We start from the raw sequence: 18,861 nt of genomic DNA, 5'->3' as shown, positions 1-18,861 counted from the left end.
TACAAGGGGTTCTTTTTTGAAAATCAATATATTTAGGCCGTAAAACCTGTAAAATGGCTAGATTTTATGTGCCCTGAATTTATTTAGGACAGGATTGTTTTTAAATACTAAAAAACAGATTGGGTTTAAAGTAACAACGCTAAGCAATGTAGTAGGCTTGACTTTATTCTTTAATATAGGTTGCGGGGGAATAAGTTCCCCCTTTATAATTTCTTTACCTAAGTTATTTGTATTGAATGGTAAACGTTTAGCTGTTTCTGCTTGAGGATACTTTCCTATTTCTTTTATCCTATCCCAATTATGCTGTAGTTTATAATATTTCATTCTAGTAGTTTATTAAATCTGAAAAATTTTTCTAAATATTCGCAAATTTTAATTCTTTTTTAATATCATTATATATTGAAAAAAAATGAGTAAGAATCTCTGATAAATCTTCTTTATTGTTAAATATGGGTAAGCTATATCTTGATCTATCATAATTAGAATTCAATTCTTTTGCTATAAAATCAAACCTATTATAAATAATCCATTCATCTTTCACAATATAATATAATCTAGCTGTTATATAACCATACTTAAATTCTAAACCTAAGTTTATTTCTGTATCCGTTATTTGGTACTTAGAGATAAACATTCTTTCCTTGGAAACATATTTTATAGAATCATCAAAAGAAAATAGTATCTCTTTAATCAAATCCTGTTTTATATTAAAAGGTTCCTCTTGTTTTTTATATAACTCGCAAATATTTTTATAACGGTTAACGAAATCTATTTTATTTAAAATGTTGTATATTGGCATTAGATTCATTTTTTTTAAACTATTCTGCAAGGTATTTAATTTTTACATTATACTTCTTAGCTAAATTTTTAAAAGTAATACTATTTTCAAAAAACGATTTGTTTGATAAAGGAATTTCTAAATAATACTGTCCCGAAAGTTTTGTGTTTTTAGGTAATTTAGAGGAATCTATTATTTTTCCAACTTTATATTTTGTTGTTAATTCTTTAAGATATTTTTCAAATGTTGCTGCCTTAATTTCTGATAACGTAGTAGCTTTTCTTGATATAATTTCTTTCCCTGGAATATAAGAATCTAATCTTTTTTTATCTAATAAATTTATTTCATTAAAGTCATAGTTTTTCCATCCTTTCCTATTAAAATCATTACCCCTTTTAAACAATCTTTTCACTTCTTCCCATGTTAGTTTTCTTCCTCTTAATTTAGAAAGGTCTTCAATTATTTCACTTGCATCTTCAACTTCGTCTAAAAATTGAGCCCCAGAAGTAAGAGATTCTTTAATTTTATTAACAACATCAATATTTGCAAAATTTTTATACTTACCTAAAACTTGATCTGAAGCTTTAATAATGACACGAATTATAGTTTTATCTCCTATCTTAATTATTTTAGAAACTACTACAGCTCCTTTTGCCACTTTCCCTACAGGTTTTAATATTTTCCCCCCAGGAACTAACCCTATTACCAACCAAATACTAGCTTCAGCACGAGAATATTCTTTTCCATCTAAATCTTTAGCATCTACTAAGGCCATAGCGTCTTCTACTGGTAAGGCATAGCGACCAACGTTTTTTGCAATTACATTCCAAAAAACATTTACTAAATAAGCATCGCCTGTAGTATTAACACCTACTGCTGGTAATAAAACTTCATGCCATTCTTTTGTAGCATCATTATGCATATAATAATAGTACCCATCATCATTTAAGCTTGGTTCTGAGAATGAATTACCCCCATTAATATCTTCTCTAGGAGAGTTAGAACGATACACCCACCCTCCATTGGTAAGTTGGTAAAATCTATTTGCATTTGAACCAGTACCATCTAATACATAATTACTATATGCCAAGGCATCTAAACCTCCTATTTTTCCTGACCCATTATAAGATCTATACCCATCTCTTATTCTATTTAGTTTAAGAGTCATTCCCAGTTCGCTATCAGATAAAAACTCATCCTTATGTTTCTGAATAATTCGTTCTCTCCATAATTTTATTCCATGACAACGTTGATTTCCACCTATTTCTGCCCCTCTAGGAGAAGTAGGTCCACTATTTCGGCATTCTCTATCAAAATTTGGCTTAAAAATATTAGCAGCCATAGGTGTAGAAGTTTTTTTCTTCCCTCTTTCTAATAATGTACTATTCTTCCAAAAAGGAGGAATATTATACTTAGAAATTGGAACTGCTAAAACACCAGAATATCTGTTATTGTACTGTGTTAAATAGGCCGTCATTAAAAAGACTTTGTCTTGGAGTCCTCTACTATTATAGTAATTAATATGCTTATTTACCATTTCGGTGGTAAGAGCATTGTTATCATTTATTCTATATACTCCCTGTCCCCAAGATTTCTGTAAAGCAGACTCATACTCTGTTCTATAAAAATCTTTTAAAGCAGTACTCTCCATACTATTTAATGCCCCTATACTCATAGACCCAATACGTTTGCCTCGTATAGTTGTATTTGGTCTATTTCCACAATCTATTATTCCTATGGGTCTACAATGATTTCGCAAATTTTTCCAATCCTCAATGACAACAAGTTCATTGGTGTATTGTTTTTGCTCTTCATTTAATGCATTCGATTTTTTAATATGACCAAACCCTAAAGAATGTATCTTATCATTTAACTTTAAAACATTTTCTTCATAGTTTTTGTAGAATGCTTTTTGTGCATCTCTAAAAGAGGTGTGCTTAGTGCCTAACTGCCGATTTATTTCGTTTTTAAAATTGTTTTCTTGTTTCCTAAGCCATGCTTCTACTTTTTTCCACTGCGCGGCATTAATTGCATTTTGCATAGCAAGTAACCCCCCCATATTATTAAAAGTTATGGTATGGTTAAAGGGAGATTCTTCTGTACAACAACTTGTATACCCACTACGAATTATGGGTCTATAACGGTAGAGATCTATTCTCTCTCCGTTTTCAAACTCGTCATAATCCAAAGGTTTGTATTGTCTATATTGAGATTGTAGTTCTTGTATGCCTAAAATGGAGAATATAATTGCAAAAAATGTTATTATTACAGTATTTTTCATGTTCTAAATTTTTTAATTATTTTCTTACCACTATTCGTGAGTAACTACTAGAACCAACATTCATATTAATAATATAAAGTCCTTTTTCTAGAGAATTAAGACCTTCTAGAACTACGGTACGTTCTCCTTTTTTTTGTCTTCTATTTTTTGTTTTTAAAATTTTAGAGGGTTGGTAATAATCTAATAACTGTATAGAAACATCGGTATCCTTTTCTAGCGTGTAATGCAAAAGCAAATCTTGCTCAAAAGGGTTGGGATATACTTTTATAAAATGTTCTTTTTGCTCTGCTAGTGCTGCAATAACTTCTTTACTTAAAGCCGTTTTATTTCTTTGTAGTATTAATTTACTAGGGGCTCCTGGCTCTGACCAATTAACAATGTTGGTTTCTAATATTCCCGACATATACGGTACCCCATGAATGTTAGACAGCTCGTATATAAATGACAAAAATCTACTATCTAAGGTTAATTCGTTAGGATGATCGGTATATCTTTTTCTAAGATTTACAGTCATGTCTGGGAAGACTAGTTCCTTGTTGTTTATAATTACGTTTCCTTTAAATTCATTATTATCTAGCACTATTTTTGTATCTAAAATACCAGAACCTGTTTCCAATATTTCCATTTCAATAGGTATAGCCCTCCTTATTTTTTCTCCAGACCAATCCATAATTTGCCATTCTCCAAACCATTTTCCTAATACTCCATCAGTAATAGTATTTACTTGATCTTCGTTACTAGTAGTAATAACTGAAGATGCCTTTATATCTTCACTATTATCTGTTGTGCTTTTATTTTCTAGTAGAATTTCTGGGTGGCTATTTTCATATTCCCATTGCGATAGAAGAACTGTGCTATTAACTATTAGGTTTTCTTTTAATATCCCTATTGCTTTTTCTTTATCTATAGGTACTCCATAACCATAATAATAGCATTGCGCTAACCAATGTTTTGCCATTGGGTACTTTCTCTTCCTAAACCAATGAATAGCTTTTTTATAATCTTGATTAATATTCCCCAAACCTTTTAAATACATATAGCCTAATGAGTAAGCCGCCTTATCATTACCCAACTCAAAAGCCTTCTTAAATTGCTTGCGTGCTTTATTAAAATTTAAGCGAGTACCTATACCATCTTTGTATAAAATACCCAATAAGCAAGTAGCGTCTGCATTCTCCTCTTTGGCTAGGGTTTTTAGTTTTTTAAATAATTTTTTTGCTTTTTTAGGTGTAATAGAATCACTGTATATATACCCTTCTACCTTTTGTAAGAGGCTATCGTTTTTATTGGAGTCTTGCTGTGTAAACCCTATAAAATGCATCGTAATAAAAAATGCAATGAAAGTGTAAATTTTCTTCATTCAAATGGTTTTAATGTTTAGACATCCTAAAATTTTTAGAATGCATAACAAATTTGAGAGAAGTATTTTTAAATCTCTGGAAATAACCCTTTCAATAGGTAAGGTTTCACCCTTACTTTCGATGAAATACAAGCGAAGACTTTTTAAGTTTTTGATTTATTTAGTTACGTAATTTGGTAGTTCATCGAGGAAAGAATACCACTCGTATTTTTCACAACATTATAAAGCTACTTCACAACATAAATTGTTCTAAACGTTAGCTCTCGTAGTATCTTTGAAGTGTAATTAAGATAAGAACTCTTCTTGAGTAAATCTTTTACCTACGATCTTTACATTTTGCGACCTAATTTTGTCTTTTTATCGTACCATAGCTAAGGCTATGCTACTCAAAAAAGTCTTCATTAATCCACAAAAGCTAAAAATCTCGGTTCCAAACATTGACTCAAGAAAAGTTCCTAGTGTTTATCCCAAATAAATACTAAAACTTAACCGAAAAATAACCAGGTGTCTTTTCCCCAAAACGATACTTAACCTAAAAAAATTACCGAATTTACTTTCGGACCTAAATTTTACAGAATACCTACTTAACTAAAGAATTGGCCCTTTCCCAAAAGGGCTTTTTTTATACATACACTTCAGTAAACATAGCGCTTCAACGATAAAATTGTCCATTTTAACGGATTATGCAACAGAAATAACCCGTTTTACAACAAATTATTCCGTAATCTCCTTTTCACCAGTACATTAGCTTTGTATTTAAAACTAAATGTTTTGTCCCGAATAGAAACCTTATTTTTTTGATACTTAAATAAGGCCTCTTACTACAAATCATTAACATAACCATTATGTTATATTATTGACTGTGTAAACCAAATTTAGCGTATCCTACTTAATAAAAAAAGCCCTCATACGAGGGCTTTACTATTTTAATATAAGCAAAATCTTTGCTTAGAAAGCATAGTTAAGACCAAATAACCAGTACGATTGTGTTTTGTTATCAATACTATTAAAATCTGCAGTTGGAGTATCGGTAAGTGCATAGTTCAATGCTTCTTGCTTGTTATCTCTTAAACCAAACTCAAATCCTAAACCAATACCTTTCCATAATGTATACCCAAAAGAGTTAATCCATGTCCAGTTAGACAGGTTGCTACTCTTATAACTTTGGAATGTAGAGAAGTTTGTTTTAAAATTTACAGCACCCATTTTTTTTGTATAATCCACTACTATTTTAGCCCCTAAAGAAGACTCAAAAGCAGCATCATTCTTAGCAAATACAAAATTGTAGTTTAAAGGGTGAATAACTACCACCATATCTTTTATTGGAGTCCATGTGGCACCAACACCTAAATCTAAATATCCAGGGTCGTTAAAGTTATTTAAGATGGTTGTTCTATATTCTCCAAGTGCAGAGATTGCGAATTTTTCGCTTAGTTTTCGACCATATAAAGAGGAGATTGTAAATACATCTGTAGCTTCTTTAAAACTATCGTCATCTGTAGCATCATCTTTATCATCAAACTTTACCCATCCTAAGTTAATGTTTCCAGAATTTCTCCAAAAGAATTTTTCTTTATCTAAGTTTGCAAAACCATTGATTGCAACTCCTATATTACCTGTAGAATTGTTTGGAGAACCTTGCGCATACCAGTTGTTAAATCCAGATAAATTAGCACCAATAGTACCAAAAGCTCCTTTTTTCCATCCTGGGAAAGCATCAATTTTTCCTTGTAATGCATCTACTCTACCTTGGATAGCTGCAACAGAATCTTTTTTTAAAGCTTGCACCGCTTTTAATTCATCAACCGTTTGGGCATAACTTGCAGTTAATGCAAATATGGCTACCAAAGTAAATACTAGTTTTTTCATAATGTAATGTTTAGTGTTTTTTAATTTAGAAACGCAAAAGTAATAAATGTCACATATAAAGTGACAAATTATTTCTTCTTGTATAAAGGAACAGAAGAACAAGCCTCCCCATACATAATACTCTTAGCTACATTTTGCAGCCTAATAGTTGCCCAAACATAAGCGTTTGGAGGTACTGGTTTATTACTACATCCTTTGATAATCACCGGCTTACCTTTGTAAGCCGTAACATCTAAATTTTCTATGATAGACTTATATAACAAGGTGTTTACGTCCTCTAAATTCCCTTGTACTACCATAGTAACAAAAGGTTCTAGTTTTGTTGCAATAAGCATATATGCCCATCCAGGAACAATAGCATCCGTACTACAACTAAGGGCTACGTAGGAATCTTTATATTGTTCCCAATCGTGCTCCATAATTGAAGTCCTAAAATCTTTTTCTTTAAGAATAAAACCCTCGAATAGCCATTGACTAATATCTAAAACCATCCTCTTTCCTTCTGGATAGTAATCTTCCAAATTAAACGTCATTAACTGACTTTCGGCAACTCTATTTACTATTTTATCTTCCATTTTGGGAAAATTAAAGCAACCCTATTTCTAATTTTGCCTCTTCGCTCATTAAGTCTTGCGTCCAAGGTGGGTCAAAAGTTATTTCTACAATAGCAGATTTTACGGCGTCTATAGATTTTACCTTTTCTTCTATCTCTACAGGTAAAGATTCTGCAACTGGGCAGTTGGGAGATGTTAAGGTCATTAAAATCTTCACTTCCTGGTCTTCATTTACAAAAACGTCATAAATTAAACCTAATTCGTATATGTCTACAGGAATTTCTGGGTCATAAATACTCTTTAATACTCGTACTATTTGCTCTCCTAATTCTTGTGTATCTACTGTAGTTGTTTCTTCGCTCATGTTACTTTTAGTTTAGTTGTGTTTGATATGCAACTGCATATAATTTCAACTGTTTAATCATACTAACCAATCCGTTTGCTCTGGTAGGAGACAAATGTTCTTTCAGCCCAATTTCATCAATAAAATTGGTATTAGCATCAATAATGTCTTGTGGTTTCTGGTTACTAAAAACCCGTATTAAAATAGCAATTATTCCTTTGGTAATAATGGCATCGCTATCCGCAGTGAAAACCAATTTATCTTCTTCTAGCTCGGCATGTACCCAAACTTTACTCTGGCATCCTTTTATGATATGGTCATCTGTTTTAAATTCTTCTTCTATTAAAGGTAAGGATTTACCCAAGTCTATCATATACTCATAGCGCTGCATCCAATCATCGAACATGGAAAATTCGTCTATAATTTCTTCTTGGATTGCTTCAATGGTCATACCTGCTATTTTTTACAAAAGTACGATAGGAATCTTTGGGATTCAAACGTTTAGGAAAATGATAACTATTACATTAACATATTGCGGGCTATCTCGACTCCTGCCACCAAAGCATCAATCTCTTCTTTGGTGTTATAAAAGCAAAAACTAGCCCTTACGGTACCAGGAATTTTATAGAATTCCATTATAGGTTGTGCACAATGGTGCCCTGTACGTACAGCAATTCCTAATTTATCTAAAATAGAACCTATATCATACGGGTGTAAGTTCTCTATATTAAAAGAAATTACAGATGTTTTGTTTTTGGATGTTCCGTAAATCTTAAGTCCGTCTATAGTTAAAAGTTTTTCTGTAGCATATTCTAACAATTCGTTCTCGTAGGTTGCAATAGCACTAAAACCAATAGCATTCATATAATCTAAAGCGGCTCCAAATGCAATACCTCCGCAAATATTTGGTGTACCAGCCTCAAACTTATGCGGTAAATCTGCATAGGTAGTTTTCTCAAAAGTAACCTCTGCAATCATTTCTCCACCTCCTTGGTATGGTGGTAACTTATTCAGCCATTCTTCTTTCCCATATAACATGCCTGCTCCCGTAGGGCCACAAACTTTATGGGCAGATATGGTATAGAAATCTACATCTAGAGCTTGTAAATCTGCTTTTATATGTGGTGCAGCTTGCGCACCATCTATTAATACTGCAGCACCAACATTATGGGCTTCTTTTATTATTGTTTCTATTGGATTAACCGTTCCTAAAGCATTAGAAATATGGTTACAAAAAACTAATTTTGTTTTACTAGACAGCAACTCCTTATACACATCCATAACCAACTCCCCTTCTTGGTTCATTGGAATAACTTTTAGCATTGCTCCTGTACGCTCGCAAAGCATTTGCCAAGGGACAATATTAGAATGGTGTTCTAAGGCAGAAACTATAATTTCGTCCCCAGCAAATAAAAGTGACGTAAAACCATTTGCTACCAAATTAATACTATGCGTAGTCCCTGATGTAAAAATTACCTCGTGCGATTTGGCAATATTAAAATGTTTCTGAATAGTTATACGTGCTTGCTCATACTTATCCGTAGCCTCTTGCGATAAGGCATGCACACCTCGATGAATATTGGCATTATAATTCTGGTAATAGTCTACAATAACATCTATCACCTGTTGTGGTGTCTGCGATGTTGCAGCATTATCCAAATACACTAATGGTTTTCCGTTCACCTCTCGGTTTAATATAGGAAAGTCTTTACGTATTGTAGTAACATCTATCATAGTACTTTTGCTAAGGTGCAAAGATACCTACTCCTTAGCAAAAGTAATAGAACTTACGGGTCTTAATTATTACATTAGAATCTAAAACCGACACCTGCCTTTAAATATTCTAAATTTTGTTTGATAACTATAGTATTACCTAAATAATTATAATCATCCTTGGTTCTAACATAATCGTACTGCACTTGTAAAAAGAATCGCTTACTTATATCATAGGAAAGCCCTAAATTTAAATTTACACCATCTTCTGAGCCTGTACTTTTTTGATTCTGACCAAAATACAAACCTTCTGTTTTCGAGGAAATAACAGAATATCCTAAACCAATACTTGGGTGTAATTTCTTAATTCCCGGTATGCTAAACTCTGCGAAAACTTTTGGCTATATTACCCAATTAGTTTCGTCAAAATCGTACAACTCAAAATCTGTGTACGATTTAATATTATCCTTGAAAACACCCACATTTAAACCGGCACCAATTTTTACAATATTGAAATCTAAAAATCGGTATTTTAAGCCTACATCAACAATGCCAGGCGCATCGTTGCCCAATTCATCGCCTACTGAGATTGGAAAATTTGCCTCTACACTCCATTTTTTGTCTTGAGCTACTAGAGAAACACTACATAAAAACATTAAAATTGCTAAAAAAGAAAGTTTTTTCATACGAACTATTAGTTAATGGTTTACAATTAGTTCGCAAATCTATATGTAAATTCTTTCACAAAAAAAACGGCACTATTAAAGTGCCGTTAAATATTTCTTCTATTTTAAGATGATTTCTTGTTAAAAAAAGGTATTTACCCTTCTACAAATCGAAACCTAAATTAACCCCTAATTTGCTAGCTATTAATGTATTAATTCTAACTTTAAGTTCTGGAATACGTACGCTTTGTAAAACATTATTAGCAAAAGCATACATTAACAAAGCTCTTGCTTCTTTAACTGGGATACCTCTAGATTGCATGTAAAAAAGTGCATCTTCATCTAACTGGCCAATAGTACAACCGTGCGAGCATTTTACATCATCTGCAAAAATTTCTAATTGTGGTTTTGTATTTATAGTAGCCTTATCACTTATCAGAATATTATTATTTTTCTGAAAAGCATTGGTTTTTTGTGCAATCTTATCTACAATAATCTTACCGTTGAATACTCCAGTAGAACTCTCCCCATAAATTCCTTTATAATCTTGGTGACTCTCGCAGTTAGGCTCTATATGATGTACTAAAGTATGGTGATCCACATGCTGTTTTTCTCCCAATATAGTTACCCCTTTCATAATAGAGTCTATATATTCTCCATTCTGATAAAAATTAAGATTGTTACGCGTTAACTTACCTCCGAATGAAAAAGTATGCACTTTAACAACGCTCTTATTTTTTTGGTCTATATATGTATTGTCTATTAAAGACGCACTAGCATTATCATTCTGCACCTTATATATATCTACAATTGCATTATCTGCCGCGAAAATTTCGGTTACTGCATTTGTAAGCACATTGTTACTAGTTAAACTCTGGTGCCTTTCTATAATCTGTACCTCAGCATTCTCCTCTACAATAATTAAATTCCTTGGTTGTAGCATTAAAGAAGCTTCATTACCTGTTGCGAAATGTAAAATTTCGATAGGTTTTTTAGGCATTTTATTCTTAGGGATATAAATATATGCTCCTTCTCTACTAAACGCTGTATTTAATGTTGTCAAGGATTCGTCTTTAGATGCTACTTTATTAAAATAAACATCTATAACTGGCTTATACATTTCTTTAGTTAAAGCCGAACTCATTAAACAAATATCTACCCCATCATGTGTAGTTTCGGATAAATAAGAACTATAAATACCGTCTACAAAAACAATCTTATAGGTCTCTATTTCATGCAAGAAGTACTTTTTTACATCGTTATATTCTAAGGTATTTTCCATTTTTGGGAAAATACTAAAGTCAATTTTACGCAAACTATTTAAGGATGTATATTTCCAAGCTTCTTCCTTTTTTGTTGGAAAACCTTTGGTTTCAAAATTCTTAATAGCCTCGGTACGAATATCGTGAACAGGACTTTCTACATCCACATTATTCTCGAACGCCATAAAAGAAGAAACTAATTTATCTTTTAATTCCATTTTAATTGAGTATTGAGTAATTAAACTACCTCTTCATTTTTAAGCCAATCGTATCCTTTTTCTTCTAACTCCAATGCTAGTTCTTTTCCTCCAGATTTTACTATTTTACCATTATGTAAAACGTGTACAAAATCTGGCACTATATAGTCTAAGAGGCGCTGGTAGTGTGTAATTAACAATACCGCATTGTCCTTACTCTTCAGTTTATTTACTCCGCTAGCGACTATACGCAAAGCATCGATATCTAAGCCAGAGTCTGTTTCATCTAAAATAGCAAGTTTTGGTTCTAACATGGCCATTTGAAAAATCTCATTCCGTTTTTTCTCCCCACCTGAAAAACCTTCATTTAAAGAGCGGGATAAAAACTTACGATCAATTTCTAAAAGTTCTGACTTGTCTCTTATTAACTTCAACATGTCTTTGGCTGGCATTTCTTTTAATCCTTTTGCCTTTCTAGACTCGTTAATTGCCGTTTTCATAAAGTTGGTTACAGAAACTCCAGGAATCTCTACAGGGTATTGAAAAGATAAGAATACACCTTTGTGTGCTCTTTCTTCAGGAGAAATTTCTTCTAAATCTTCCCCTTCCAATTCTACAGAGCCTTCGGTAATTTCAAAATTTTCTTTACCAGCAATTACAGAAGCTAAAGTACTTTTACCAGAACCATTAGGACCCATTATTGCATGAACCTCCCCTGCTTTAATCTCCAAATTAATTCCTTTTAAAATCTCCTTGTCCTCTACTTTTGCATGTAGATTATTAATTTTTAACATTGTCTTCTACTTTAAATATTCTGGTGCCTTAGGCATTTTATTAAAATCTTCTTTTTGATGCTGTAAATAAACCTTGGCATTTTTCTTTTTAGCAAACGCTTCAAAAGCTTCCATACTTGCTTTGGTTTGTGCAACATCAAAATTAAATATTGGTACTCTTTTATGTATTCTATTTTCGTATAAGTGATATAAATCCCCAGATAATAATACGGGACCATGTTCTACTAAATCTAGAAATAAAACCTGATGCCCCGGAGTATGGCCTGGCATAGATTTAATAACAACACTACCGTCTCCAAAAACATCAAAATCTCCTTTTAGTTTTTGAACTTTGGTAAGATCTTTTATAGCTTTATAATTATCTGTTTTTTGTGATTCTTCACTGGTGATAAAACTATGCTCTATTTCTTGAACCAACCACGTGGATTCTTTAAATACATTAGCATGGCCACTGTGATCAAAATGCGTATGCGATAAAGCTATATATTTAAAATCGGCTGGTGTTAATCCTATTTTATGTAATTGATTTACTACCGAATCTTTTCTAGACACTGTAAAATTACCATCTGGAGACGTAAATGGCTTTTCTAAACCCACCAAACCTTCTGGTAGACCAGCATCCCAAATTAAATTTCCTTTCGGGTGTTGAATTACATAAAAGGCATCTGCAAACTCTTTAGATTGCCCATGGTAGGTTGTATCCTGTGAAAATAGCTCTAAGTTATTTACCAAAACCGTACCTCCGCTAAAAGTATATAATTTTACCTCTGGTTTTTTTGCCTCCACAGAAACTGCTTCGTGGGCTTTTTTAGGAGCTTCTTTGCAAGCAACTAAAAATGAAATCACAAAAATAAATGGTAGTATCTTTTTCATTTTCAACATTGCTTTAAGATTATCCTACAGAGCCTTCTAAACTTATTTCCAATAATTTTTGTGCCTCCACAGCAAACTCCATTGGTAATTTATTTAAAACTTCTTTACTAAAGCCATTTACAATAAGTGCAATTGCCTTTTCTGTATCAATTCCTCTTTGGTTGCAATAGAAAATCTGGTCTTCTCCAATTTTACTTGTCGTAGCTTCATGCTCTATTTGTGCGCTTTTATTTTTTACTTCTATATACGGAAAAGTATGTGCCCCACATTCATTACCCATTAGTAAAGAATCGCACTGCGAAAAATTTCTTGCATTCTCTGCTCTAGAACCTACCTGTACCAAACCACGATAACTATTCTGTGATTTTCCTGCGGATACACCTTTAGATATAATAGTACTCTTGGTGTTTTTTCCAAGGTGGATCATTTTTGTACCTGTATCTGCTTGTTGATAGTTATTGGTAACAGCGATAGAATAAAATTCTCCGATAGAGTTATCCCCTTTTAATATACAAGAAGGGTATTTCCAGGTTACTGCAGAACCTGTTTCTACTTGTGTCCAAGATATTTTTGCGTTTTTCTCGCACAAACCTCTTTTAGTTACAAAGTTGTAAACCCCGCCTTTACCCTCGGCATTCCCAGGATACCAATTTTGTACCGTTGAGTATTTTATTTCTGCATCGTCTAAAGCAATAAGCTCTACAACAGCTGCGTGTAACTGATTTTCATCTCTAGATGGTGCCGTACAACCTTCTAAGTAACTTACATAGCTACTTTCGTCTGCAATTACTAAGGTTCTCTCAAACTGCCCTGTTCCTCCTTCGTTAATTCTAAAATAGGTAGACAATTCCATAGGACAACGTACTCCTTTTGGAATATAACAAAAAGAACCATCTGTAAATACCGCAGAGTTTAATGCCGCATAAAAGTTATCTGTTCTTGGGATAATAGAACCCATATACTTTTTTACTAACTCTGGGTGTTCTTGTATAGCTTCAGAAATAGGCATAAAAATAATCCCTTTTTCTGCTAGTGTCTTTTTGAATGTAGTTGCTACCGAAACAGAATCTACAACAATATCTACAGCTACATTTTGTAATTTCTTTTGTTCATCTACAGAGATGCCCAATTTTTTATACATTTCTAACAAATCTGGATCTACATCTTCTAGAGATTTGTTAGGGTCAGCCTTTTTTGGTGCAGAATAGTAACTTATTGCCTGGAAATCTGGTTTCTCGTAATTTACATTCGCCCAATCTGGCTCCTCCATTTTCTGCCAAATACTAAAAGCTTCCAAACGCCAATCTGTCATCCATTGAGGCTCGTTCTTCTTTTTGGAAATAGCACGAACAATATCCTCGTTTAATCCTTTTGGAAAAGTATCCGATTCTATATCTGTATAAAAACCGTACTCATATTCCTTAGTTTCTAGTTCTTTCTTTAACTCCTCTTCTGTATATGCCATAAGCCCTATTTAAACCCCCAACAAGGAGGAATTAATTAACTTCTTTTTAAATGTTTATAATGAAAAACTTTCTCCACAACCACATGTTCTTTGGGCGTTGGGGTTGTTAAACACAAATCCTTTACCGTTAAGTCCACCAGAATATTCTAAAGTGGTGCCCACTAGGTATAAAAAACTTTTTTTATCAACAACAATACGTACTGCATTATCTTCAAAAACCTTATCGGTCTCTCCTACTTTATTATCAAAATCTAATTCATAGGATAAACCACTACAACCACCACTTTTTACGCCAACACGGACATAATCTTTGGTAGCATCAAAACCTCCCTCGGTCATTAAACCAACAACCCTTTTCTTTGCTGTATCTGATACTTGAATCATAGTTAACTGGATTTATTCTAAATAGTTTACAAATATATGCTATAAGTGGGGTTTTATCATAAAAACTTACATTATTATATTGTATACATAAATAAGCTTTCTTTATACCAGAACTACATAATTTTTAAATCATCTCTATTTCAATACTATAAAAGATAGTATAATAACTAATTAGGATTCTTATTTTTGCACTATGCTAGAAGATAAGAATCAAGAAAAAACAACTTTAGAAAGTTTAGGAGAATTTGGATTAATAGACCATTTAACAAAGGACTTTAAAATAACACATACCTCAACTATAAAAGGCATTGGTGATGATGCTGCGGTATTAGATTTTAAAGATAAAAAAGTGGTTATCTCTACAGATTTATTGGTAGAAAATGTACATTTTGACTTAAGCTATATGCCTTTAAAGCATTTGGGATATAAGGCTGTTATGGTAAATTTATCTGATATCTATGCCATGAATGCCAAGGCAACTCAAATCACGGTATCCATAGCGGTCTCTAACCGGTTTCCTTTAGAAGCTTTAGAAGAATTATATGCAGGAATTGCAACAGCGGCAAAAAAATATGATGTAGATTTAATTGGCGGAGACACCACTTCTTCTACCAAAGGCATGTTAATAAGCATTACAGCAATTGGTGAAGCAAACGAAGAGGATATTGTGTACCGTACGGGAGCCAAACCAAGTGATTTATTAGTAGTCTCTGGAGATTTAGGAGGTGCTTATATGGGACTGCAAATTTTAGAAAGAGAGAAAGAAGTTTTTAAAGTAAACCCAAATAATCAGCCAGATTTAGAGCCATATTCTTATATCGTTGAAAGACAATTAAAGCCCGAAGCTCGTAAAGACGTTACTGAATTGCTTAAGGAGTTAGATGTTCACCCAACTTCTATGATAGATATTAGTGATGGCCTTTCTTCCGAAATTTTGCATTTATGCAAAAGCAGCAAAGTAGGTGTTCATTTGTATGAAGATAAGATTCCATTAGACCCGACGGTAATTTCTGCCTGCGAAGAGTTTAATTTAGATAGTACTACGGTAGCCTTAAGTGGAGGGGAAGATTATGAGTTACTGTTCACTATAGACCAAAAAGAATTCCCAAAAATTAAGGGCAATCCTAACTTTTCTATAGTGGGGCACACTACAGAAGAGAATGATGGTGCTTTCTTAATCTCCAGGAATAATTCTAAAATTCCGTTAACCGCTCAGGGCTGGAATTCGCTCGCCAAAGCATAGATTAAGCTACCTGCTGTGCAGCAGCTCTGTGTCTTTTCTGATAAATAACCTCTAATGTGTTATTTATGTCTTGTAATTCTGGTGTTAATGCCGATAAATTTCCGCTAACATCTGTTGTAACTTCTCTACCGCAATGAATGCATTTGTATTCCTTGATGTGTGAAGTAACTTTTTTAGACACGGAATAGTGGTGTCCAAAAATATTGCATATGACTTTCTTCATAATGTAGGTTTTTTTAGGTGCATTTACACGATTTGGGAATCTATAAACACTAATTTTTTAATTTGGTTTTGGTCTAAAAAAATGTCCATTAAAACACTTTGAAGAGATAACGGCATGTTTGTAATTTTTATTGGCAAAAACAAATAAAATTTTCATTTTTTCGATGAACAACCAGTAATTCGATAAAGGGTGTTTTTACTTCGACAAAAAACACACAACTTAAGTCGTTAAAAAACAAATAGATAGGATGAAATTTATTTTTAAAACCACTTACTCATTTTTTAACAAAAAAATTTGGCCTCTATTTTATTATATTACCAGAGAATACATAGAACATGAATAAAACCAAAGATATTTTAATTACTGCCTTCGCTTTGTTTTCTCTTTTCTTTGGCGCAGGAAATTTAATATTACCTCCTTTATTAGGTTTTAAATCTGGTAACCTTTGGAGCTTAGTAACTCTAGGGTTCTGTCTCTCGGCTGTTGTAATTCCTATATTAGGAATTCTAGCACATGCGAAACTGCAAGGCACCATTTTCGATTTTGGAAAAAAAGTGTCTTCTACATTTAGTTTAACTTATTCCTTTATTATATATGCCATATCTATAAGTTTGCCTTCTCCTAGAACAGCATCGGTAACACATGAGATGGCCATTGCCCCTTTTTTTAACACACCACCCATACTAACCAGTATTGTCTATTTTTCCATCGTATTTCTTTTTGCCATAAATCGTTCTAAAATTTTAACTATTCTAGGAAAAATTTTAACACCAGCTATTATTCTTATTTTACTGTTAATTATTGGAGTCCTCACTTTTTCTTTTGATTTCTCTTTTGGGAATACTTTATTTACCAATCCATTTACAGATGGTATTTTAGAGGGCTACCAAACTTTTGATGCTATCGGAGCAGTAGTTGTTGGGGGCGTAATTATAGTATCTATCCAAATAAAAAACAAAGAGGCTACGTACGAATCTAAAAAATCCTTAATACGAAAAGCAGGTTGGATAGCAGGCTTAGCATTATTCCTTATATATACAGGACTAGTATTCTCTGGTTCTTTAGTACACAATTCCTTTGATGCTGAAATAAGCAGAACAGCTCTTTTAACAGGCATGACCACTTTAAGCCTTGGAGCTACAGGTAATCTATTTTTAAGTGTTTTGGTAAGCCTAGCTTGTTTTACTACAGCTGTAGGGATAGTAACAGGTACGGCTGACTTTATAAAGTCTAGATGCAATAACTCTAGACAAGCCTATATAATTACGGCAATAGTAGGGTGCTTACTGGGAATAGTAATGGGGCAATTTAATGTAGGGTATATAATAGCCGTAGCATTACCAGCCCTGATGTTCATTTACCCTATTACTATTGTTTTAATTTTACTAAATAACCTTCCCGAAAAATATACTTCTGCTAGCGTATTTAAAGGTGTAGTGCTAATAACTATTATTTTTAGCATTCCAGATTTTCTGGGGAGCATTCCTTTTTTAACTCCCAAGCAAGAACTTTTTTCTTGGATACCTCTACAAAAATATAGTATGGGCTGGGTGTTGCCAGCATTGATAAGTTTTATAATTACAACCTTAATTAAGAAACCTATCCATGAATAGATTCTGACTTACCATAGTTCTTTATAATTTCGCCTTCTTTTTCTAAAAGGTCATTCCATTGCTTATCCACATCAATACCTTCCCCGTATTTACGAGCAAAGCCTAAAAATGTGGTGTAATGCCCAGCTTCACTTATCATTAACTCTCGATAGAAAGTAGACAATTCTTCATCTTTAATATTGTCTGAAAGCACTTTGAAACGCTCACAACTACGTGCTTCTATCATTGCAGAAAACAATAATCTATTTACCAATGATTGCTGTCTGCTCCCTCCCTTCATTTGCACTTTAAAAAGCTCATTTACATAACTATCCTTACGTTCTCTTCCTAATTTGAATCCTCGCTTTTTTATAATCTCATGCACCATTTGAAAATGCTCCAACTCTTCTTGTGCTAGTGCTAATAAATCTGTTACCAAATCCTCATGTTCCGAATTTAAAGAAATAATGGTAATTGCATTCGTTGCCGCTTTTTGCTCACACCAAGCATGATCTGTTAATATTTCTTCAATATTACTTTCGACTAAGTTAGCCCAACGAGGGTCCGTTTCTAATTTTAAACCAAGCATAATTATAACTTTTTATAGGTTAACAAAGGTATGGTATAACCTTAATAATTGTTTGCTCTATAGAAATAAAACACAACAGCATTCGAAACTAAAAAAGCCCCTATATAGGGGCTTTTTTAGTTTAATTTTTTATCTATTCATCAATTCTTCAATCTCCTCTACCTCAATTGGAATGTTCTCCATCAAATTAAAAGGTTCTCCATTTTCCTGAATAACTACATCATCCTCTAAACGAATACCCATCTTTTCTTCTGGTATATAAATCCCAGGTTCTACCGTAAAAACCATATTTGCTTTCATAGGAGTCTTTAATGCGCCATAATCGTGCGTATCTAAGCCTATATGATGACTGGTTCCATGCATAAAATATTTTTTATATGCCGGCCAATTTTTGTCTTCTTGTTGCACATCGGCTTTATCTAACAAACCTAAACCTAGTAATTCTGATGTCATCATTTTTCCACATTCTTTATGGTATTCTGCCCAAATAGTTCCTGGAACTAACATCGCTGTAGCTTCATTTTTCACTCTTAAAACAGCTTCATAAACTGCTTTTTGCCTTGGCGTAAACTTTCCATTTACAGGAATAGTTCGGGTTAAATCGGAAGAGTAATTAGCATATTCCGCAGCAACATCCATAAGGATTAAATCGCCATCTTGGCATTGCTGATTGTTT

The 18,861-nt window shown here is 33.1% G+C and carries 21 protein-coding genes; 2 read left to right on the top strand and 19 right to left on the bottom strand.

Annotated features, from left to right (window positions below; genetic code table 11):
• Positions 1-57 precede the first annotated feature (57 nt).
• The 16 genes from QZZ51_RS11755 to QZZ51_RS11680 all read right to left on the bottom strand — a co-directional run bounded on the left by QZZ51_RS11755 (position 58) and on the right by QZZ51_RS11680 (position 14,538).
• A complete protein-coding gene (locus QZZ51_RS11755) occupies positions 58-324 on the bottom strand; it encodes a hypothetical protein (protein ID WP_291869858.1) in 267 nt (88 codons plus the stop codon).
• A 31-nt stretch (positions 325-355) separates the two neighbouring features.
• The gene (locus QZZ51_RS11750; protein ID WP_291869856.1) at positions 356-799 is read right to left on the bottom strand and encodes a hypothetical protein; all 444 of its coding nucleotides are present in this window, start codon (positions 797-799) and stop codon (positions 356-358) included.
• A gap of 19 nt (positions 800-818) precedes the next feature.
• Entirely contained in the window at positions 819-3,059 is a 2,241-nt protein-coding gene (locus tag QZZ51_RS11745; protein ID WP_291869854.1) for a hypothetical protein, read from the bottom strand.
• 16 nt (positions 3,060-3,075) lie between these two features.
• Positions 3,076-4,419, bottom strand: a complete 1,344-nt coding sequence (locus QZZ51_RS11740) for a tetratricopeptide repeat protein (protein WP_291869852.1) — start codon at positions 4,417-4,419, stop codon at positions 3,076-3,078.
• A gap of 948 nt (positions 4,420-5,367) precedes the next feature.
• Positions 5,368-6,288: a DUF3078 domain-containing protein gene (locus QZZ51_RS11735; RefSeq protein ID WP_291869849.1), complete on the bottom strand. Its 921-nt coding sequence runs from the start codon at positions 6,286-6,288 to the stop codon at positions 5,368-5,370.
• A 68-nt stretch (positions 6,289-6,356) separates the two neighbouring features.
• Positions 6,357-6,863 (bottom strand): DUF2480 family protein, encoded by a 507-nt coding sequence (locus QZZ51_RS11730; RefSeq protein WP_291869847.1) that lies wholly within the window; start codon positions 6,861-6,863, stop codon positions 6,357-6,359.
• 10 nt (positions 6,864-6,873) lie between these two features.
• Positions 6,874-7,206 (bottom strand): iron-sulfur cluster assembly protein, encoded by a 333-nt coding sequence (locus QZZ51_RS11725; protein WP_291869845.1) that lies wholly within the window; start codon positions 7,204-7,206, stop codon positions 6,874-6,876.
• A gap of 7 nt (positions 7,207-7,213) precedes the next feature.
• Positions 7,214-7,636, bottom strand: a complete 423-nt coding sequence (locus QZZ51_RS11720) for a SufE family protein (protein WP_291869843.1) — start codon at positions 7,634-7,636, stop codon at positions 7,214-7,216.
• Positions 7,637-7,704: 68 nt separating this feature from the next.
• Complete coding sequence (locus QZZ51_RS11715; RefSeq protein WP_291869841.1) at positions 7,705-8,919, bottom strand: cysteine desulfurase; 1,215 nt, start codon at positions 8,917-8,919, stop codon at positions 7,705-7,707.
• 74 nt (positions 8,920-8,993) lie between these two features.
• The gene (locus QZZ51_RS11710) at positions 8,994-9,245 is read right to left on the bottom strand and encodes a hypothetical protein (protein ID WP_291869860.1); all 252 of its coding nucleotides are present in this window, start codon (positions 9,243-9,245) and stop codon (positions 8,994-8,996) included.
• A gap of 54 nt (positions 9,246-9,299) precedes the next feature.
• Entirely contained in the window at positions 9,300-9,584 is a 285-nt protein-coding gene (locus QZZ51_RS11705) for a hypothetical protein (RefSeq protein ID WP_291869839.1), read from the bottom strand.
• A 142-nt stretch (positions 9,585-9,726) separates the two neighbouring features.
• Complete coding sequence (gene sufD, locus QZZ51_RS11700; protein ID WP_291869837.1) at positions 9,727-11,043, bottom strand: Fe-S cluster assembly protein SufD; 1,317 nt, start codon at positions 11,041-11,043, stop codon at positions 9,727-9,729.
• A 20-nt stretch (positions 11,044-11,063) separates the two neighbouring features.
• Positions 11,064-11,816, bottom strand: a complete 753-nt coding sequence (gene sufC / locus QZZ51_RS11695) for a Fe-S cluster assembly ATPase SufC (protein ID WP_291869835.1) — start codon at positions 11,814-11,816, stop codon at positions 11,064-11,066.
• A 6-nt stretch (positions 11,817-11,822) separates the two neighbouring features.
• Positions 11,823-12,689 carry an N-acyl homoserine lactonase family protein gene (locus QZZ51_RS11690; protein ID WP_291869834.1) on the bottom strand — a complete coding sequence of 289 codons (867 nt, stop codon included), beginning with the start codon at positions 12,687-12,689 and terminating at the stop codon, positions 11,823-11,825.
• A gap of 19 nt (positions 12,690-12,708) precedes the next feature.
• The gene (gene sufB / locus QZZ51_RS11685) at positions 12,709-14,154 is read right to left on the bottom strand and encodes a Fe-S cluster assembly protein SufB (protein ID WP_291869832.1); all 1,446 of its coding nucleotides are present in this window, start codon (positions 14,152-14,154) and stop codon (positions 12,709-12,711) included.
• Positions 14,155-14,208: 54 nt separating this feature from the next.
• Positions 14,209-14,538, bottom strand: a complete 330-nt coding sequence (locus tag QZZ51_RS11680; RefSeq protein WP_291869830.1) for an iron-sulfur cluster assembly accessory protein — start codon at positions 14,536-14,538, stop codon at positions 14,209-14,211.
• 193 nt (positions 14,539-14,731) lie between these two features.
• On the opposite strand from QZZ51_RS11680, the gene thiL reads away from it, so the two are divergent.
• A complete protein-coding gene (thiL, locus tag QZZ51_RS11675) occupies positions 14,732-15,781 on the top strand; it encodes a thiamine-phosphate kinase (protein ID WP_291869808.1) in 1,050 nt (349 codons plus the stop codon).
• Between the two features lies 1 nt (position 15,782).
• Here thiL and QZZ51_RS11670 read toward each other — a convergent pair whose 3' ends face one another.
• Positions 15,783-16,004, bottom strand: a complete 222-nt coding sequence (locus tag QZZ51_RS11670) for a hypothetical protein (RefSeq protein ID WP_291869806.1) — start codon at positions 16,002-16,004, stop codon at positions 15,783-15,785.
• A gap of 335 nt (positions 16,005-16,339) precedes the next feature.
• Between QZZ51_RS11670 and brnQ the strand changes: the two genes are divergently transcribed.
• On the top strand, positions 16,340-17,617 hold the full coding sequence (gene brnQ / locus QZZ51_RS11665) for a branched-chain amino acid transport system II carrier protein (protein ID WP_291869804.1): 1,278 nt from the start codon (positions 16,340-16,342) through the stop codon (positions 17,615-17,617).
• Here the strand turns inward: brnQ and QZZ51_RS11660 are convergent.
• Together QZZ51_RS11660 and QZZ51_RS11655 are read right to left on the bottom strand one after the other, a co-directional pair.
• Positions 17,604-18,185, bottom strand: a complete 582-nt coding sequence (locus QZZ51_RS11660) for a tRNA-(ms[2]io[6]A)-hydroxylase (RefSeq protein WP_291869802.1) — start codon at positions 18,183-18,185, stop codon at positions 17,604-17,606. The genes brnQ and QZZ51_RS11660 overlap by 14 nt on opposite strands.
• 129 nt (positions 18,186-18,314) lie before the next feature.
• On the bottom strand, positions 18,315-18,861 hold a 547-nt coding region (locus QZZ51_RS11655), incomplete at its 5' end, for a M24 family metallopeptidase (protein ID WP_291869800.1).

The organism is Maribacter sp. (genome assembly GCF_016744255.1).
Classification (GTDB): Bacteria; Bacteroidota; Bacteroidia; order Flavobacteriales; family Flavobacteriaceae; genus Maribacter_B.
This window is presented reverse-complemented; position numbering and strand designations above follow the sequence as displayed.

Excerpts from the sequence above, each read along its gene's own strand:
- QZZ51_RS11755 (WP_291869858.1), bottom strand. The coding sequence starts at position 324 with ATGAAATATTATAAACTACAGCATAATTGGGATAGGATAAAAGAAATA.
- QZZ51_RS11750 (WP_291869856.1), bottom strand. The coding sequence starts at position 799 with ATGCCAATATACAACATTTTAAATAAAATAGATTTCGTTAACCGTTAT.
- QZZ51_RS11745 (WP_291869854.1), bottom strand. The coding sequence starts at position 3,059 with ATGAAAAATACTGTAATAATAACATTTTTTGCAATTATATTCTCCATT.
- QZZ51_RS11740 (WP_291869852.1), bottom strand. The coding sequence starts at position 4,419 with ATGAAGAAAATTTACACTTTCATTGCATTTTTTATTACGATGCATTTT.
- QZZ51_RS11735 (WP_291869849.1), bottom strand. The coding sequence starts at position 6,288 with ATGAAAAAACTAGTATTTACTTTGGTAGCCATATTTGCATTAACTGCA.
- QZZ51_RS11730 (WP_291869847.1), bottom strand. The coding sequence starts at position 6,863 with ATGGAAGATAAAATAGTAAATAGAGTTGCCGAAAGTCAGTTAATGACG.
- QZZ51_RS11725 (WP_291869845.1), bottom strand. The coding sequence starts at position 7,206 with ATGAGCGAAGAAACAACTACAGTAGATACACAAGAATTAGGAGAGCAA.
- QZZ51_RS11720 (WP_291869843.1), bottom strand. The coding sequence starts at position 7,636 with ATGACCATTGAAGCAATCCAAGAAGAAATTATAGACGAATTTTCCATG.
- QZZ51_RS11715 (WP_291869841.1), bottom strand. The coding sequence starts at position 8,919 with ATGATAGATGTTACTACAATACGTAAAGACTTTCCTATATTAAACCGA.
- QZZ51_RS11705 (WP_291869839.1), bottom strand. The coding sequence starts at position 9,584 with ATGAAAAAACTTTCTTTTTTAGCAATTTTAATGTTTTTATGTAGTGTT.
- sufD (WP_291869837.1), bottom strand. The coding sequence starts at position 11,043 with ATGGAATTAAAAGATAAATTAGTTTCTTCTTTTATGGCGTTCGAGAAT.
- sufC (WP_291869835.1), bottom strand. The coding sequence starts at position 11,816 with ATGTTAAAAATTAATAATCTACATGCAAAAGTAGAGGACAAGGAGATT.
- QZZ51_RS11690 (WP_291869834.1), bottom strand. The coding sequence starts at position 12,689 with ATGAAAAAGATACTACCATTTATTTTTGTGATTTCATTTTTAGTTGCT.
- sufB (WP_291869832.1), bottom strand. The coding sequence starts at position 14,154 with ATGGCATATACAGAAGAGGAGTTAAAGAAAGAACTAGAAACTAAGGAA.
- QZZ51_RS11680 (WP_291869830.1), bottom strand. The coding sequence starts at position 14,538 with ATGATTCAAGTATCAGATACAGCAAAGAAAAGGGTTGTTGGTTTAATG.
- thiL (WP_291869808.1), top strand. The coding sequence starts at position 14,732 with ATGCTAGAAGATAAGAATCAAGAAAAAACAACTTTAGAAAGTTTAGGA.
- QZZ51_RS11670 (WP_291869806.1), bottom strand. The coding sequence starts at position 16,004 with ATGAAGAAAGTCATATGCAATATTTTTGGACACCACTATTCCGTGTCT.
- brnQ (WP_291869804.1), top strand. The coding sequence starts at position 16,340 with ATGAATAAAACCAAAGATATTTTAATTACTGCCTTCGCTTTGTTTTCT.
- QZZ51_RS11660 (WP_291869802.1), bottom strand. The coding sequence starts at position 18,185 with ATGCTTGGTTTAAAATTAGAAACGGACCCTCGTTGGGCTAACTTAGTC.